At 48.3% G+C, this 17,247-nt stretch carries 16 protein-coding genes; all 16 read right to left on the minus strand.

Annotated elements, in window-relative coordinates:
- The gene (locus ABEW34_RS22760) at positions 1-1,137 is read right to left on the minus strand and encodes a glycosyltransferase family 4 protein (protein WP_430161658.1); all 1,137 of its coding nucleotides are present in this window, start codon (positions 1,135-1,137) and stop codon (positions 1-3) included.
- 1 nt (position 1,138) lies between these two features.
- Positions 1,139-2,461, minus strand: a complete 1,323-nt coding sequence (locus tag ABEW34_RS22765) for an O-antigen ligase family protein (protein ID WP_430161660.1) — start codon at positions 2,459-2,461, stop codon at positions 1,139-1,141.
- A 60-nt stretch (positions 2,462-2,521) separates the two neighbouring features.
- Positions 2,522-3,952, minus strand: coding sequence for an oligosaccharide flippase family protein (locus tag ABEW34_RS22770; RefSeq protein ID WP_430161662.1), 1,431 nt, complete (start codon positions 3,950-3,952; stop codon positions 2,522-2,524).
- Between the two features lie 4 nt (positions 3,953-3,956).
- Complete coding sequence (locus tag ABEW34_RS22775; RefSeq protein WP_430161664.1) at positions 3,957-5,195, minus strand: hypothetical protein; 1,239 nt, start codon at positions 5,193-5,195, stop codon at positions 3,957-3,959.
- Between the two features lie 74 nt (positions 5,196-5,269).
- Positions 5,270-6,277, minus strand: coding sequence for a GDP-mannose 4,6-dehydratase (gene gmd, locus ABEW34_RS22780; RefSeq protein WP_430161666.1), 1,008 nt, complete (start codon positions 6,275-6,277; stop codon positions 5,270-5,272).
- Between the two features lie 221 nt (positions 6,278-6,498).
- On the minus strand, positions 6,499-7,437 hold the full coding sequence (locus tag ABEW34_RS22785) for a GDP-L-fucose synthase family protein (protein WP_430161668.1): 939 nt from the start codon (positions 7,435-7,437) through the stop codon (positions 6,499-6,501).
- Positions 7,438-7,693: 256 nt separating this feature from the next.
- Positions 7,694-8,383, minus strand: coding sequence for a sugar transferase (locus ABEW34_RS22790; protein WP_430161670.1), 690 nt, complete (start codon positions 8,381-8,383; stop codon positions 7,694-7,696).
- A 166-nt stretch (positions 8,384-8,549) separates the two neighbouring features.
- Positions 8,550-9,437 (minus strand): UTP--glucose-1-phosphate uridylyltransferase GalU, encoded by an 888-nt coding sequence (gene galU / locus ABEW34_RS22795; RefSeq protein ID WP_430161672.1) that lies wholly within the window; start codon positions 9,435-9,437, stop codon positions 8,550-8,552.
- A gap of 283 nt (positions 9,438-9,720) precedes the next feature.
- Positions 9,721-10,413 (minus strand): CpsD/CapB family tyrosine-protein kinase, encoded by a 693-nt coding sequence (locus ABEW34_RS22800; RefSeq protein ID WP_338552660.1) that lies wholly within the window; start codon positions 10,411-10,413, stop codon positions 9,721-9,723.
- Entirely contained in the window at positions 10,394-11,146 is a 753-nt protein-coding gene (locus ABEW34_RS22805; protein WP_430161674.1) for a YveK family protein, read from the minus strand. Before ABEW34_RS22805 ends, ABEW34_RS22800 begins: the two co-directional genes overlap by 20 nt.
- Positions 11,147-11,909: 763 nt before the next feature.
- Positions 11,910-13,106, minus strand: a complete 1,197-nt coding sequence (locus ABEW34_RS22810; protein WP_430161676.1) for a GNAT family N-acetyltransferase — start codon at positions 13,104-13,106, stop codon at positions 11,910-11,912.
- 230 nt (positions 13,107-13,336) lie between these two features.
- Complete coding sequence (gene ndk, locus ABEW34_RS22815) at positions 13,337-13,738, minus strand: nucleoside-diphosphate kinase (protein ID WP_430161678.1); 402 nt, start codon at positions 13,736-13,738, stop codon at positions 13,337-13,339.
- A 70-nt stretch (positions 13,739-13,808) separates the two neighbouring features.
- Positions 13,809-14,402 (minus strand): suppressor of fused domain protein, encoded by a 594-nt coding sequence (locus ABEW34_RS22820; RefSeq protein WP_430161680.1) that lies wholly within the window; start codon positions 14,400-14,402, stop codon positions 13,809-13,811.
- 15 nt (positions 14,403-14,417) lie between these two features.
- Positions 14,418-15,380, minus strand: a complete 963-nt coding sequence (gene glpX, locus ABEW34_RS22825) for a class II fructose-bisphosphatase (protein ID WP_056041492.1) — start codon at positions 15,378-15,380, stop codon at positions 14,418-14,420.
- Between the two features lie 97 nt (positions 15,381-15,477).
- On the minus strand, positions 15,478-16,278 hold the full coding sequence (locus ABEW34_RS22830) for a pyruvate, water dikinase regulatory protein (protein ID WP_430161682.1): 801 nt from the start codon (positions 16,276-16,278) through the stop codon (positions 15,478-15,480).
- Entirely contained in the window at positions 16,275-17,000 is a 726-nt protein-coding gene (locus ABEW34_RS22835) for a helix-turn-helix transcriptional regulator (RefSeq protein WP_430161684.1), read from the minus strand. The genes ABEW34_RS22830 and ABEW34_RS22835 overlap by 4 nt, the downstream gene beginning before the upstream one ends.
- Positions 17,001-17,247: the final 247 nt, after the last annotated feature.

Genomic DNA, 17,247 nt, shown 5'->3' on the forward strand with positions numbered 1-17,247 from the left:
CTATCCCTCCGTTGACAAAGCCCGGTTTACGGCTGATGTTACGGCTCTGGCATAATAATTCGGGTGCATTTTGCGCCACAGCCCAAACTTCAGCTTCCAGCTCGACTGAATATACCGTTTGTTTGCGAACACCCAGTCCATCGATTCCTTTAAGTTTTGCGGATCAAGCGGATCAATAATGAGGCCATTTTGCTTATCGACGATAATGTCCTTCGTTGCTCCGGCATATTTGGACGCCAGTACAAACGTGTTCGTGCTTAACGCCTCATTGACCACAAGCCCCCACACCTCAATTAGGGAGGGAAAAATCAGGCAATCGGCTTCCACCAAATAACCAATCAGCTCATCCTTCTGCTTATAGCCTTCGAAGCTGATCTGCCCCGTTAGTCCATATTGCTCCACACATGCCTTAAGCTTCTGCTCATCCGGGCCCGAGCCGACAATGGTCAGCTGCCAGGCTGCATCGCTATGCGTCTGCTGGATGGCGTCAATAATTTGCGCAAGCCCTTTGCGTTCAATCAATTGTCCGATGAAAAGCAGCTTGATCGGCCCCTCATCGCTGCGCAGCTTACTCTGCTTATGCTCGGTATATTTTTTATGGAAAAATCGAATGTCCACCGTATTGTAGCCAATGACGATTTTATCCTTGCTGACGCCGTAATACTCCAGGCATTCCGCTGACTGTGTCCCGTATGTAATAAAGGAATCCGTTAGCTTGAAAAACACTTTGCGCACCGTGTTCACCAGTTTATTCTGTACCCGGCTGCTTTCCAGCGTGCTGCCCCACCAGACGATAAATTTCTTTCGGAACAGCTTGCTGTAAAACAGCGCTGACCAGTAGCCAGGCGAATCGTAGCCGGAGGTGATGACGACATCTGGATTATGCTTCATCAGCCGCAGAAAAATGCCGGGATTTATATGAACGCCCATATCCAGCTTTTGAATAAAAGCATGCACGCCCGGCAGACATTTGTACGCATATTCGATTTCGCCATAATCAATATCCCACTTGCGATTCTGCTCCTTCTCCTCCAAATACCAGACCGTCAGGCTCGTATTGTCATCACGATGCAGCTTGTTTAATACGGGTATGCGATAGGGCGCAATCGTATTGGTTAGAAGAAGTACCTTGTTCATATCAATCTCCCTTTTTCTGAAGTACAGCTGGATTTATAGCACGCAGATTTAAGCCCAAATTTTTGTTCAAGCCTAGGTTCTTGTTCAAACTACTATTCGGACTTACTGGCAACGCTAGAGCTGACTGGGGGTCTTGAGCTGCACCAGAGCTTGCACTTTTTTTTGTAGACTTCATAATCCGGCCATACGTAAAATACGCCGCCAAAATAACGAAAAAATATTTATTTTCCGTATAGCTCCAGCTGAACTGCAAGCTCCATAAATTCAGCATCAATAGCGAGACCAAAATAATTTTCGTATAATCGGCCGCTACCCAAATCGTCTTAATAAAATCAATAATAAACAGCGCAACCATCACGACCAAAATGAGGAACAGTACACCGCCATTTTCACCAAGCACATCAATAAACATATTGTGAGAGGACACGACAGGCGTAACGCCGTTTATGCCCGCCCCAAGCAGCGGATTATTGTAAAAAGAGTCCATATACAGGTCCTGGATAAAATAACGCCTCATCCCCGACTGGTCATCATCTCCGGCTGAATTCATCAGGCGATCGTAGAAATAATCAAATTGGTTTTTAACAAACGGCAGCTGCGACAGCAGCACAACCGAAAAACCCAGCGTAACGAGCAGCTTGAGCTTTAGTTTGCGCAGGATTAGCGGCAGCAGCATAACTAGCGTAAGCAGCAGCGCCACAAGCGGCCCACGTGAAGCACTAATAATGATGCACATTAAGCTCGAGGAAATAATAATAATCGCCAGCAGGCTGTTTATTTTTTGCTGCAAGAGCTGAATAAAAGCAAGCAGCAGCACAACAACACCCGTCATCGCCATCGGCAGCGGATGCACATTAAAGAAGGCATAACGTCCGAGAGGCGCACCCGACAGCACAAAGTCAATGATGATATACAACTCAACTCCAAACCAGCTGTACAAAATATACGCTAGCAGCTTGTCGATATCTTCCTTCGTCTGCAGCACAATTCGTGAAATGAGCATCAGCCCGACACTAAACAAAATAAATCGCGACATTTTGCCAATTGCAAACACGGTGTATTCCGAATACAGCACGCTTATGAGGACTACCGCGCTCCAGAACAGCGTAATAAAGTCGCTTTTAACAAAATGGATAGGTGTATGATGGAACACGACCTTGAAAAAACAAATGATATACAGCGCAATGTAGCTCAGCAGCGTAATATCCATAACGGGTGAGACTGTCCCCGATCCGCCTTTAATAATGTTGGTGACGGGCAGAAGAGCAATCAGGAAGATGGCGATATTGAAGCTGCCGGCGCTTTTAATCAGGCTGTTTTGCATAAGCGCACCTCTATTGTTGGAGTTAATATGGATACCCGAAGAAGAAGTAAAAGTAGAAGCTTAAGCGCCTAAAGCAAGCTGTTTTTTCTCCGCCTCAGCGCCTTTGAGACTCTTGGCGATCGTAATAACAAGCGCAACATAAATGAGCGTTGAAGCAATTAATAGGCCCATCCCCCCCGCCCATACATGCAGGGCATAGAATACAAGCAGCACAGCAATGGGAAAAATTGTTTTTTTGAAATCTTGCTTGCGCGGCGCCGCTTTCAGCGTCATAAAGGAATACACCAGCAGCACCAGCGTCGTGACCAGCGTACCAATCAAACTCGCAGCAATTAGTCCATACACTTGAAAATAAACGACGCCAACAATCGCCAACGGCACATAAATGGCCAGCTGTACATAGGAGGTTAAGGTAACAATTCTCGGCTTGCCTACTGCGCGAAGCAGAACAACAGCGACGTTCATGACGCCTGCAAGGCTGGCCGTTACAAGCATAAGCCCCAGCAGCGGAGCGATACCCAGCCACTCCCTACCAAGCAGCAGCTCGACGAGCCACTCCACATTCAAATAAAAATACGCAGAGGTTACAGCCGAAAAAGAAAGGATGAGCAGCAGCATTTGCATAAACTGCACCTTCAGCTGGCTGTGATCCTCCCGATTAAGCTTGGAAAGCACCGGGAAAAAATATTGCCCGAGCGCATAAGACGCATCGCTGATGCTCATTTGGCTGAGCTTCTGCGACGTCTGATATAGTCCAAGCACCGTCGTTCCCAGAAAGCGGGAGGCAATGACCTTATCCAATTGATAAAGCACAAGTGTCGAAATGCTGTTCGCCCAAATCCATTTGCCATATTGGCGAATATCGGCGATGCTGCCCATATCGCGGCTCAGCTTCGGCTTATCCTTGAACCAGACGAAGGAAGCCATGCAGCGGAACAGCTGGGCGATAAGCTGGCCGGCAATGACGCCAATTGGCGAATTCAGCACAACGACGAGCATGACGGATAAGCTTAAATCAAGCATAATCGTAATCAGCTGCAATATGCCCGTCGAGCGAAAATCCTTATGGCGCATTCGCTCATACCATTTAATGCTGACCGCATTGGTTGCGAGCGGAACGCCCGCTGCCAGCAGCAGCAAGGACGTCGCCCGCCCCTCGCCGAACAGCTGCGCAATATAAGGCGCGGTTATGAGCAGTACGAGGCTGATGCCTACGCCTCTCGCCAGCATCATCGTCCAAAGCGCATTTTTCTGCTGATGGTTCAAGTCTTCTTTCCTCTGAATGATCCCTTCCATGACGCCAAGCTGCGTGAGCAGCTCAATAATCGAAAGGCTCACGAGCGCAATGCTGACCAAGCCCATCTCAGCCGGACCGAGCATGCGGGCGATAATGAGAAACTTGACGCCCGTCAGCACCTTGGTCACAAACTGCTGGATAATGACCCAGAACGGGTGGTCCTTCGCTTGCAAGATTTGCTTTATTTTGCCCATAAGCCTACCCATTCCTACTCATCATAATGTCTTCTTTCATTTGATCGTGATAATGTGTAAAGCCGGAAATTTGGCTGGAAATGATTTTGCCCAGCACCTTAATTTTCGTCTCCAATGGCAGAAAACGATACATATACGCCGAAATGCGATTATTCTCTTCCGTGAACAAAATATCCTGGGCGAAATTGCCCCATTTGTCCGCCGGCATTAAATTAACAACCATGCCGCCAAGCGCCGAGGGCAGCAGCATATTCGAGCCATGCACCCCGACAATGACCGCGCTGGAAGCATAAATCTCGCAAGCCTTCAGCTCCGCTTCCAGATTGAATTTGCTTACACGGCAATCATCAATCCAATCCGGGAAAGCGAAGGAGCGGCCGAGGCCGACTACGCTGAACTTGACGTCCTTCTCCTGCTTTCTAATTTTGCTAAAAAGCTTGACGATCTTGTTGCGCTGCGACCAAATAATCGGCTTAAGCAGCATGCGCAGCAGCTTATAGCGCTTCGCCGCTTTAATGACATAAGGATTATCTAGCCATACCCGATCCTCACGCCAAATAAAAGTAATTCGCGTCGGCCCAGGCTGGGGCTCCTCCATCTGGAAGGGGCGCATTTTCGTAAAATGCTCAATATTGAACCGGCTCGGATGCGAATAGGCTTTGCTGACGAAAACCTGCTCAAACCGCTCGCATTGCGCCGTAATTTGCTCATCCAGCTGTGGATAAAAATGCTGCGCCTTGGAGAGCGGCACATTGACCGTCCATACCTCAGCCGCATAATCCGGCACCATCCATTTCATAAACGACTGGACGAGGACGATGATGCCCATATCCGGATTTTCGATGCGCTCACGTTCAGCGTTCAGCAGCTTGAGCAGCGAATGACCGTAAAGAAAGTCGATGCAGTTAATGATAACGACATCGCGGTGGGCCTCTCTTATTTCTACCTCAAGCCCGACCTGCTCATCTACAGCTGGATGCTGAAGGCTATGAAGCAGCGGCTTACCGAGCCAGCCCTTGGATGCCTTATGTCCACTAAGCGTATACGACGCCCGGTCGATCAAATACGGATAAGTTGTCGCATGGCCGACCTTCAAATCCTCCACGTATTCGCCGCCGCAGGCTGGGCAGCACGCTTCCACGCATACATGAATGCCCTGCCACAGCACTCGTTCATTGGCAAGAACAACGCCGCAATGCCGGCAAATGCCTTCATGCTCGATTACCGGTTTAATTTTAATCATCGCTCACTCCAGCTTTCTTCAATAATAAAGAGCGGCCGAGTTGCTCTGCCGCCCTGTTCTGCTTATGATTATGATTAAACGCCTGCCCCAGCAGCACCAATTAAGCTGTTGTTGTAGGCTGTTTCCGCTCTAACACGCTTCAAGTCCTCATCGACCATCATATGAATCAGCTGCTGAAAACCAACCTCCAGCTCCCAGCCAAGCTTTTCCTTCGCTTTCGTGCAATCACCCAGCAGCAAATCTACTTCTGCCGGACGCACAAATTCAGGATCAATGACGACATATTTGCTGTAATCAAGCCCTACATAGGAGAACGCAACCTCCAGCAGCTCGCGAACGGTGTGCATTTCACCCGTCGAAATGACAAAATCATCGGCTTCATCCTGCTGGAGCATCAGCCACATCGCTTTAATATAATCGCCTGCGAAGCCCCAATCGCGCAGTGCATCCAAATTGCCCATGCGCAGCTCATTTTGCACACCAAGCTTAATACGGGCTACCGCATCCGTTACTTTGCGCGTTACGAACTCAAGGCCGCGCCGCGGCGATTCATGGTTGAACAAAATGCCCGAGCAGGCGAACATATTGAAGCTTTCGCGGTAGTTGACCGTAATCCAGTGGCCGTATACTTTGGCTACGCCATACGGACTGCGCGGGTAAAAAGGAGTCGTCTCCTTTTGCGGCGTCTCTTGCACCTTGCCGTACATTTCACTGCTGGACGCTTGATAGAAACGCGCCTCCGGCTTAACGATGCGTACAGCTTCCAGCATGTTGGTTACCGCAAGCGCCGTCAACTGCGCGGTAGCAAGCGGCTGTGGCCAGGAAGCAGCCACGAACGATTGCGCCGCCAAATTGTATACCTCATCGGGATCGGAAATGCGTACTGCTTCGATCAAAGAAGCAAGATCCGTCAAATCACCGGAAATCCATTCGATCTGATTTTTTATGTGAGCGACATTTTCATAGTTTGGCGTGCTCGTTCTTCTTCTCATGCCGTACACCTTATAGCCTTTTTCCAGCAAAAATTCTGCCAAATACGATCCGTCCTGCCCGGTTACACCGGTTACTAGCGCTCTCTTCATCTTCATTCCTCCAAAGGGATTATTGTATGAATGCCGTTTTAAAAGCATGCTGAAAAAGAAGCTGCGCTGCATGAAAGAATGGGCTTACGATCGCCATTACCCTTGAATTTCTTCGAATGATCCCTAAAGGGGGAATTTCAAGGGTAAAAACGAACGCTGACGCTTCTCCAGCTCCATCCTTTCATTCCGCTGCGCTTTTTTTCATGACACTTTTATCTGCATTAGTGGTTTACTAGAGCTTCCTTCTGATACGCGGCATATACCGCCTTCAGACCTTCTTCCAGCGTAATGCTGGATTTCCAGCCGAGCCTGTTCAGCTTCGACACATCGACCAGCTTGCGCGGCGTTCCGTCAGCAACGGTTGTATTGAATGTAATTTCCCCTTCATATCCCACGATAGAGCCGATCAGCTCTGCCAGCTCTTTAATTGAAATGTCTTCACCTACGCCAATATTGACGATGTCATTGCCTTCATAATGGCGCATTAAGTAGATGCAGGCATCCGCCAAATCATCGGAGTGAAGAAACTCGCGCTTCGGATTGCCGGAGCCCCATACTTCCACAGATGGCTGGCCAGCTTGCTTAGCTTCATGAAATTTACGAATAAGGGCGGGCAATACATGAGAAGTTTTTAGGTCGAAGTTGTCATTCGGCCCATAGAGGTTCGTTGGCATAGCTGAAATGTAGGTTGTACCGTATTGCCGGTTATACGATTGGCACATTTGGATGCCGGCGATTTTGGCAATCGCATAAGGCGCATTCGTTGGCTCCAGCTCGCCTGTCAGCAAATATTCCTCTTTCAGAGGCTGCGGAGCAAATTTAGGATAAATGCAGGTTGATCCAAGAAACAGCAGCTTGCCAACACGCGTTTGATAAGCGGCATCTATAACATTCGTTTGAATGAGCAAATTATCGCGAATAAAGTCGGCTGGGTAATCGTTGTTTGCCACGATGCCGCCCACTTTAGCCGCAGCGAGAAACACATAATCGAAAGCTTCTTGCTGGAAAAAAGCGAGCACCTCATCCTTTTTGCGCAAATCCAGCTCCGCGCTAGTGCGGTAGACAAGATTTTGATAGCCTTGCTCGTGAAGGGCTCTGACGATAGCCGAGCCTACAAGCCCGCGGTGTCCCGCCACATAAATTTTAGCTCCTAGTTCCATCCCTTTATTCCTCTCCCTTTTAGCGGGTGGTGCTTTTTAAAGCCTTATATTTTATAAAAGTATGATGGAAAAGACGAAGCGGAATGAAAAGCCTGGACTGGAGAAGCGTAGCGTTCGTTTTTGATCCACAATTTCCACCGCAGATGCGGTTTAGATGAAGAAATTGGGGATCAATGGCGATCGGAAGCCAGGCTTTTCATGCAGCGAAGCTTCTTTTATATCAATCTTTTAAAATAAAGGTTTATTAGCCCCGCCCCTAATACGCATCCTTTGAGCCGAACATCACCTTAACAGTCAGCAAAATAATTTTTATATCGAAAATAATACTTCTTTGCTCAATATATTGGAGGTCGAGCTCCACCATTTCATGAAAACTCAGCTCATTGCGGCCGCTCACCTGCCATAAACCGGTACAGCCAGGCGTTACGCGCAGACGCAGCTTGTCATAGCTGCTGTAGCTTTCGACTTCCCGCGGCACCGGTGGACGAGGGCCAACGAGCGACATATCGCCGCGCAGCACGTTCCAAAACTGCGGCAGCTCATCAATGCTCGTTTTTCGGATAAAACGGCCAATCTTCGTAATGCGCGGATCTTCCTTCATTTTGAACATCGCGCCTTCTACTTCATTTTGGCTAAGCAAATCCTCCAGCATCTCTTCGGCATTGGAAACCATAGAGCGAAATTTGTACATTTTAAATGTCCGCTCATTACGTCCAACCCTCGTCTGGTAGAAAAAGATTTTGCCGCGCGGGTCCTCCAGCTTGATGAGAACAGCCACGAGAATAAGAATCGGCGATAAAATCATAATGCCTGTAGCTGCCCCAATAATATCCACTGCCCGCTTTGCCATTAAATAGAGGCGTAGCGACTTTCTTTTTTCATAGCTTGCATTAAAACCGCCTTCCAATACGGCCCTGGCATCATTGCGCTGCGGGGATGGGGGCATTCGCAATCACCTCAATTAAATAGTAGAATAACGATTTCAGTACTCCAAGCAAAAACGACTTCGTCGTCCTTCTGGGACGTGCGAAGAGCTTTGTCGAGAAATATAGAGAAAGTATGACGAAATCATATACTTTCTCTATATTTGGACAAACAGCAAGTGCGCTGCGCTAGTTTGCTTTAATCAGCTGCTCTCTGACCAAAATGTCCTCAAGAGCCGTTAGAAGCTGGCCGCGAAGCTCTTGATTTTGCAAGGCGAAATCGAGTGTCGTCTTAATAAAGCCGAGCTTTTCACCGACATCGTACCGAATGCCTTCGAAATCATAAGCAAATACGCCCTGATGCTCATTCAGCTTCTGAATCGCGTCGGTGAGCTGGATCTCGCCGCTGACGCCCTCCTCCTGCTTTTCCAGAAAGCCAAATATTTCAGGGGTTAATATGTATCGCCCCATAATCGCCAAGTTCGATGGCGCCTGGCCTCTCGCCGGCTTTTCCACGAAATGGTTCACCTCATAGAGACGGTCAAATTTTTCTAAAATGTCTACGATGCCGTAACGATCCGTCTGATCATCGGCCACCGTCTGGACGCCAATCACTGATTTTTGCGTTTTTTCATATTGCTCAATCAGCTGCTTCACGCAAGGCACTTCTGCCTGAACGATGTCATCTCCGAGCAGCACTGCAAAAGGCTCATTGCCGATAAAATTACGTGCGCACCATACGGCGTGGCCAAGACCTTTCGCTTCCTTTTGCCGGATATAATGAATGTCAACATTGGAGGAGCGCCTGACTTCATCCAATAGGTCGAACTTGCCTTTGCTGAACAAGTTGTTCTCCAGCTCAAACGCATGGTCAAAATGGTCTTCAATCGCCCGCTTGCCCTTGCCCGTTACGATAATAATATCTTCAATTCCTGATGCCACCGCTTCTTCCACGATATACTGGATCGTCGGCTTATCCACGATAGGCAGCATTTCCTTCGGCATTGCTTTCGTCGCTGGCAGGAAACGCGTTCCGAGCCCTGCAGCAGGTATGATTGCTTTTTTGACCTTCTTCATCATCCATCACCCTATCCCTATTTATTCTTTATCTATGGCTGCCATTCTTAGAAGTTAAAAATGCTAGTTATTGCCTCTTACCTTAAGCAAAAGGCAATAACTATTATTTTTAACAGGGCATTTAACCCTTCCTCACATCACACCCTCGACAATCATGTCTAAGGTCGCTTAACCCACAGCGTGACCGAGTGCCTACCCTGATAAAGGTGTTATAGGCATGACCTGAGCCGATTGGCTCCGCAATTCGTTGCTTCTTTCTGAAAATCAGGCTATGGCAGGCCGCTTAGGATTTAGCTGTTTCATAATATTGCAGCTGAATATCTTCACTGTCCTTCGGATTGATTTTATTCATGACGACTCCAACGATTTGCGCCTGGACGCGGTCCAGATTCGCCTTCATCTTTTTGACCATTTCCTTCTTCACCTTGCCCGCCAGCACAACCAGCACAACGCCATCGCAAAACGCGCTTACGATAAGGGCATCGGTTACAGCGAGCACGGGCGGGGTATCGAATAAAATAACGTCGTAATGCTCTTTCCACTCCTGCACGAGCGACTTCATCTTATTAGAGCCCAGCATCTCGGAGGGATTCGGAGGAATCGGGCCGGAGGTAATGACCGATAAATGCTCGACCATCGTATCCATGACCGCCTCCTGCCACGAAAACTGATTGGATATGGCGCTGCTGAGACCGATGCGATTCGGCTTGTCAAACACTTGATGCAAGGACGGCTTGCGCATATCGGCATCAACCAGCAGCACCTTGCGTTCCTCTTGGGCAATCGTGACTGCCAGATTGGTGATCGTCGTCGTCTTTCCTTCATCCGGCTGTGAGGAGGCGATCATTAGAATTTGCTTGGGCGTATCGATTTCGGCATATTGGATGTTGGTGCGAAGCGTTCGGTAAACTTCCGAAATGGGAGAATTGGGATTCGTTAACGCTACTAAATTCGTCTCACTGGTTAATCGTCGCATGCTGCCCTTCACCTACCCCTTGGTTATTCAATACACGCTTGCGGGAAGGACGGACATCTTCCTTCGTCATCTTCGGTACAGAGGCAATGACCGGAATGCCCAGCACTGCTTCAACCTCGGACTCCATCTTAAACGTGTCATCCAAATACTCAATCAGAAACACAAGTCCAATCGCCAGCATAAGCGCTGCAACAAAGCTAACCAGAATGACGAAAATGGGATTGTTGTTAATGGGATACGCAGCGGCAGATTCATTCGCCTTATCCAGAACTGTAACGTTGTCGACCTTCATAATGAGGGGAATTTGTTCCTTGAACACAGTGGATACCGCATTGACCATTTGCGCGGCCCGTACATACGATTGATCTCGAATCAGCAAATCCATAACCTGCGAATTTTCAGCGGAGGAGACGGATATACGCCCAGCCAGCTGCGCCGGTGCAATGTTCAGCTCGGGATAGCGCTGCGTTACCTGACTAAGTATCGTCTCTGATTTTATAATGACCTTGTACGAGTTGATCATCATAATATTCGTTTGCAGCGTTCCTACACTTGGGGAAAACTGGCCGTCAGGCAGGGCGGTTTGATTGACGAGCAGCCTGGCATGAGCTTGATAGATAGGGGTCGTAAAAAAGAAGCTTTTTACCGCTGCTGCTAAACAGGCGATAAGAACAATGACCGCAACCAGCCCTATTTTTTTTCGGACGATTTTCATATATTGTTTCAACTCCACTTTTATCCCTCCACAGGCTATCCGAATTTCTTTGTCTATTTCGAAAAAGCTGAAACTTGTCTCTTAGAGTCGAGCCTTCTCAGCAGCTGACATAATGATGTCACTCATCCACCCTTTCATTCTGTTATTCTTTTTTTAAATATAGAAAAGGATAAATTTCAACCTTATTCTCCCGCCTATATTTCACCCTCGAAATGTTTGTGTCTGATGATTGATACATTATGTATTTTTACAACCCTAACTTTACGATACAATACGTATCATGTCAATAGCTTTTTCACATATTTTCATAAAAATGCGTCAGAACGTAACTGAAAGCGCAATCCGAATAAAGAGAGCGTTTTCACCGAAAAACTCCGTATTATCTAGGAAAAATGGACTTTTTTATACTACAAACTAACTTATATGTGGAAAATGCATGTTTATTCTTAGAGGAAAGGCGAGGAACAGCCTAAAATGTGGCGAGGTAGATTTATAGACAAAATTCGATACAATTTGTATACAAAACTAGATAGAAAGTCCTGAGGCTAATGACTCCGCCCAAAGCAGGCAAATGGGACGCTCCGTGTTGAAGCAGTGCGAGCCAAATCTATTGTTCGGTGAAAATATAGTATTAGGCTCGTAACATCTGATCCGATCGCCACGACTCCTATTTATTAATGAAGGCTAATAATTATCCATATCATAAAACAGGGCATGGAAACGAATAACGTCCCATACCCTGCTTGCTGCCCTAACTATTGCAAATGCTGTGACACTCCGCTTAAAAAAAGTCCATCAAAAACGTCTTATGCTGTGGTATCCGGCTTTCAAGCACTGCAGCAGCTTTCGCATCTCCCGTTATCCGTCCCGCTTCTGCAAGCCAGGAGGCTTTACGGCCACCAAGCAGCAGCGCTGACAGGGCCTGGATATCCATGGCAAGCTGAGGAGCAGCAGGCGCTTGCTTTTTATCCGACTGTTCTACTTCTATTCTCGTCAAAGATGCCGCCCCATCTGCATTGAATATTAGCCGGAATCGGCCGTTGTTCCACTCGGCGTGCGCATCTGTAATCACAAGCTCTAATGCCTCTTCCTGATCACCAGCAGCGAAAGGATACTGGCTCACGAAAGCTTCCGCATCTACAATCCGCGTCATAAAATAAGACTGCAGCTCCTGCTTGATTCTCGGGTCTGGCAGCAGGAATGGCAGTGGATCATCATTTGGCACCGTCACAGTAACTTCATCCAGCATGGAGTCATGATTGCTAATGAAGGTCCAAATTGCAGTGCGAGCCTCCTCTGTTGGCACAGCTAGCTCGTGAATCGTCATTTTACGGTTTTCAATGTGATAGCTTACATACCCTGCCACCTCATCGGCCGCATTATAATATACAGCTGTGTGACCGGGCTTGCTGAGTACCCGCTGAGCCCACCACTCCGAGGTTCTAACAAGCGTCCCCGTATACCGCGATACAAAATCGGCGTACACCTGATCCAGCAGCGCACTATCTACTTCCGCCAGCCGCTGCATTCGGCCGCTTGTCACTTTACGCAGAGGCAGCTGGCCAGCTGCAATCGTATACATCTTGCGCTCCACCGTCATCTCCCAGCCGAATTTCCGATAGAAGGCAAACGCAAACGGATGAAGCATGCTTACCGTCTGCCCTGCGCCCTTCATTAACTCAAGCGAGCGTTTTAATAACTCGCTTACACAGCCAAGCCTTCTTGCCTCCGGCCATGTCGCAACCCCAGCGAGCCCGCCCATTGCAAACGGCTTGCCTTGCACCCAAATTTCGAGCGGCAGCAAAGTAAGCGCCGAGAGAAGCTGCCCCTGCTCATCAAATGCGCCAAGCTCCTGCTCCGGGCGAAATTTTTGCTCATTCTGCTCCCGCTGACTAGCTGTAAGTTGAAATTGAAAAGCATATTCGGACAGCTTCAATCTTTCCTCAAAATGTTTGGCTTCCAGCGCTCTGATCTCCATCTCCAATAGCCTCCTTGTATCCCCTTTTCTCTATTCGCTCAGCTTGCAAGCGTACCTTAGTCCATCTAGTTCTATCATACATTAGGGAGCGGCCTAGCAGCAAAAGAAAAGCCGCCAGGCCATGAGCCATGACCGGCGGCTTGTGCTAATACAATGACAGCGAGCAGCTTATTTCGCTTGCGAGCTTCGATAGTCGGCGAGAAACCTCTCAATGCCGATATCCGTCATCTCTATTGTTGAAAAAATAATTTGATTTCACGAGCAGCGCTTTCATCTGAGTCTGAGCCATGTATGATGTTGCTTTCAACGGTTAACGCATAATCGCCGCGAATCGTTCCGGGCTGGGCTTCCTTCGGATTGGTTTTGCCAATGATGTTTCTTGCATTTTGCACCGCATCCGGTCCTTCCAAAATCATTGCAAACACTTTGCCGGAAGTAATGAAATCTACCAATTCACCGAAAAATGGCTTTTCGACATGCTCCACATAATGCTGCTTGGCAAGGGCAACATCTACATTCATCAGCTTGGCTTGTACAAGCTCAAACCCTTTTTCCTCAAACCTTGCTACGATATGGCCAATTAGACCGCGTTTAACCCCATCTGGTTTCACCATTACAAAAGTACGACTCATACGCTAACTTCCTCTCTTCTATTCTAAACTGTTATTATCCATTTCATTTCCAGTCTGAACTAATGCTAGATTACGGACGGCAAGGATCAATTATAGAATAATCTGACTTTTCAAAGATTGCGTCGAAATCCTCAATGTCTTTTTCCAAAATAATGGCCGCTTCTTTTTCAGTAATCGGAACTGCCCATAAGAGTGGAAAAACTTCGCTGCCGACCTGCAGTTCCTCCAAGCTATCGCTTTCGCCGCGCAGCTCATCGAGCAACAAAGCTTTCGCATGCCAGTTGTCTGGCGCTAAAGCACTTGAGCCCATGACAAGAGGTACGGACAAGTCGGTGGCGATTTCGATATGATGAGCGATTAAATCGGCAAAATAATTAAAAATCCGTTCTGCCTTCTCTCCGCCCAAATCCGATGGAAGAGCCATCATCCATTCACAGGCTGCGGGCTGCCCGGACTTGTAAACCGTATTGGACAAGCCAATCGTCACAAATCTTGAAACCCCTCCCCGATCGGGAAAAAGATACATTTCAATATAGACGCCGCTCTCCGTCTTGGACATGATTACCCGATATTCGGGCATGCCCCACTGCTCCATATAAGCACTAAGCAAAATGCTTCTGCGAACATCGAAGGCAAACTTATCATTTTTAGTAAAAGAATCCATTTTCATAAAAGCACCCTATCGCAGAAGCGGTTTGTTCGGTAAGTAATGAAGCGACTTCACGTAACGGATTGTACGTGTTTTGGCCCGCATGACGATGGAATGTGTCTCCGCCCGCTGATCGGGCAAATAACGAACACCGCCCATAAACTCGCCTGGCGTTACGCCAGTAGCAGCGAAAATCACATCATCCGTGCCGACCATATCGTTGATATACAAAATTTTGCGAGGATCAGATAGCCCCATAGAAATGCAGCGCTCATACTGCTCTTCATTTTCCGGCATGAGACGGCCTTGAATTTCTCCGCCCAGACATTTAAGTGCGGCAGCTGCCAGTACACCTTCAGGCGCGCCACCAGAGCCTACATACAAATCAATACCCGCTTCAGGGAAGGACGGTGCCATTGCACCCGCTACGTCTCCATCTGACAGAAATTTGATTCGCACGCCTGCTTTGCGCAGCTCTAGAATGGTATCTGCATGACGCTCTCTGTCGAGAATCATGACGGTGAGGTCAGATACTGGCTTATCAAGGGCGAGGGCCGCTTTTTCAAGCGTTGTCACTATCGGATCGCGCAGCGACAGCTTCCCGGCAAGTGCAGGACCCACTGCGAGCTTCTCCATATACATGTCAGGAGCATGCAGCAATTGGCCCTTCGGCGCTACAGCAAGGACAGCCATCGCATTATTCAATCCTTTGGCAACGATTTCAGTCCCCTCCAGCGGGTCTACTGCCACGTCAACCTCAGGACCGTTCATGCTGCCGACCTGCTCTCCGATATACAGCATCGGCGCCTCATCCATTTCGCCTTCGCCAATTACAACGGTTCCACGGATCGATACGGTGTCGAACATGCTGCGCATCGCTTCCGTTGCCGCGCCGTCTGCACTATGCTTGTCCCCGCGTCCCATCCATGGAGAAGCCGCAAGTGCGGCAAGCTCCGTTACTCGTATAAGCTCCAAAGATAATTCGCGTTCCAGCATCTGTTATCTCCCTCTCCTTCGTATTGCCAACTTTTCGTCATCTATACCTTTTCGCACAGCAACCCTGGAAGTTTGGTAAAAAAAAGCTGCGCTGCTAGCCGTTCATCATTTCTATAATAATGCCAGCTGTTTCCTCAATAGCCCGGCTCGTTACATCGATGACAGGACAGCCAAGCTCCTCCATGACGCGTGACGCATGATTAAGCTCCTCCATGATGCGTTCCATGGAAGCGTATTGGGCCGAACCCGGCAAGCCCAGCGTCTTCAGACGCTCGGAGCGAATGTGCAGCAGCTGCTCTGGCTGCATCGTCAAGCCGACAATAAGGCGGCCTGGCAGCGGATACAACTCAGCAGGCGGCTTCACCTCGGGCATCAGCGGCAAATTCGCTGCCTTAATGCCTTTATGGGACAAGAATACGCTAAGCGGCGTCTTCGACGTCCGCGATGCCCCGATCAGCACCACTTGGGCCTGCATAAACCCTCTTGCATCTTTGCCATCATCGTATTTAACCGCAAACTCAATCGCTTCCATTCGGCGATAATATTCATCATCCATTGAATGGAGCAAGCCTGGCTTGCGCTTTGGAAAGCTGCCAAAGGTATCCACGTAGGCTTGCATCATCGGTCCCATCACATCGACTGCACGTACACCCCAGCGTAGAGCTTCTTCCTTCATCAGCTCGCGCAGCTCCGGCTGTACGAGGGTATAGCTGATAAAGCCGCCGGTGCGGGCTGCTTCAGCAACCACCTGAATAACCTCGTCCTCCGTCTTCATATGTCCATAACGTTTAATTTTGACATGCTCCGAAGAAAACTGCCGCAGCGTTGCTTTCGCCACTGCCTCTGCTGTCTCGCCCACCGCATCGGAGCACACGTATATGATTTCTTCTGTCATAAACCTTGTTCCCCCAGTTCCTCTGCTGCTGCGATGTCCGACATCAGACGAATAATATTGGATTTGGACACCCAACCAGTAACCTCGGGACCTTGACCGGACTCGTCCACCGACGTAATAACCGGCAAACAGTCCACTTGATGTAAAATCATTTTGCGAATCGCATCCGCCACCGAATCATCGCTGGAAAGCGTCACGATATTGGGAAAACGCGTCATAACCATGCTTACAGGAATGGATGCAGCTCCCGCATTGCCTAGCGTTATTTTCAGCAAATCCTTGGGCGTTACGATGCCGACAAATTTTTTCTCTTCATTAACAATCAGCAGCGTATCCGCATTTTCGGTAAACAGAGTAATTACAGCATCATGAACGGAAAGCGTATCTGGTATGTTCACTGGTACGCCTTGTATTTCGGCAACCTTCATATGATCAAAGCGCTGCCTCGTTTCCGAATGGTCCACGCCGCGGTAGGCATTGCCTAGGAAATAACCGACTTTCGGCTTGGCATCAAGAAGCCCCAGCATCACGAGCAGCGAAAAATCCGAGCGCAGAGTAGGACGGCTCACGCCTATATAATCTGCAAGTTGCTCTCCGGTAACAGGCGCATGCTTCTTTACCAGCTCAATAAGCTCTAACTGCCTGGATGATAGCTGTATAACCGTTCTCTCCCCCTCTCGACCATATCTATCTATAAGATAGTCATCATATTGAATGGTCATTATCCGCAATTAATATAACACATATAAATATGATGCACAATATATAAGACGTCATTATACTATTAGTGTTTCTGATAGCGGATGAAAGAGAATGATATAATGCTCATAAATCCTCTTTTAGAGAAAAACGCCCCCTATATGACGCCCATTGGCGCGGAAACCTAAATTTAAAATTTAAACCTAAGAAGCCAGCAGGCCTCGGGAAGCTTTTCCCGGCTCTGCTGGCTTCTTTTTCTTCAATAATAAG

This window comes from Paenibacillus algorifonticola, from assembly GCF_050481745.1.
Taxonomy (GTDB): domain Bacteria; phylum Bacillota; class Bacilli; order Paenibacillales; family Paenibacillaceae; genus Pristimantibacillus; species Pristimantibacillus algorifonticola_A.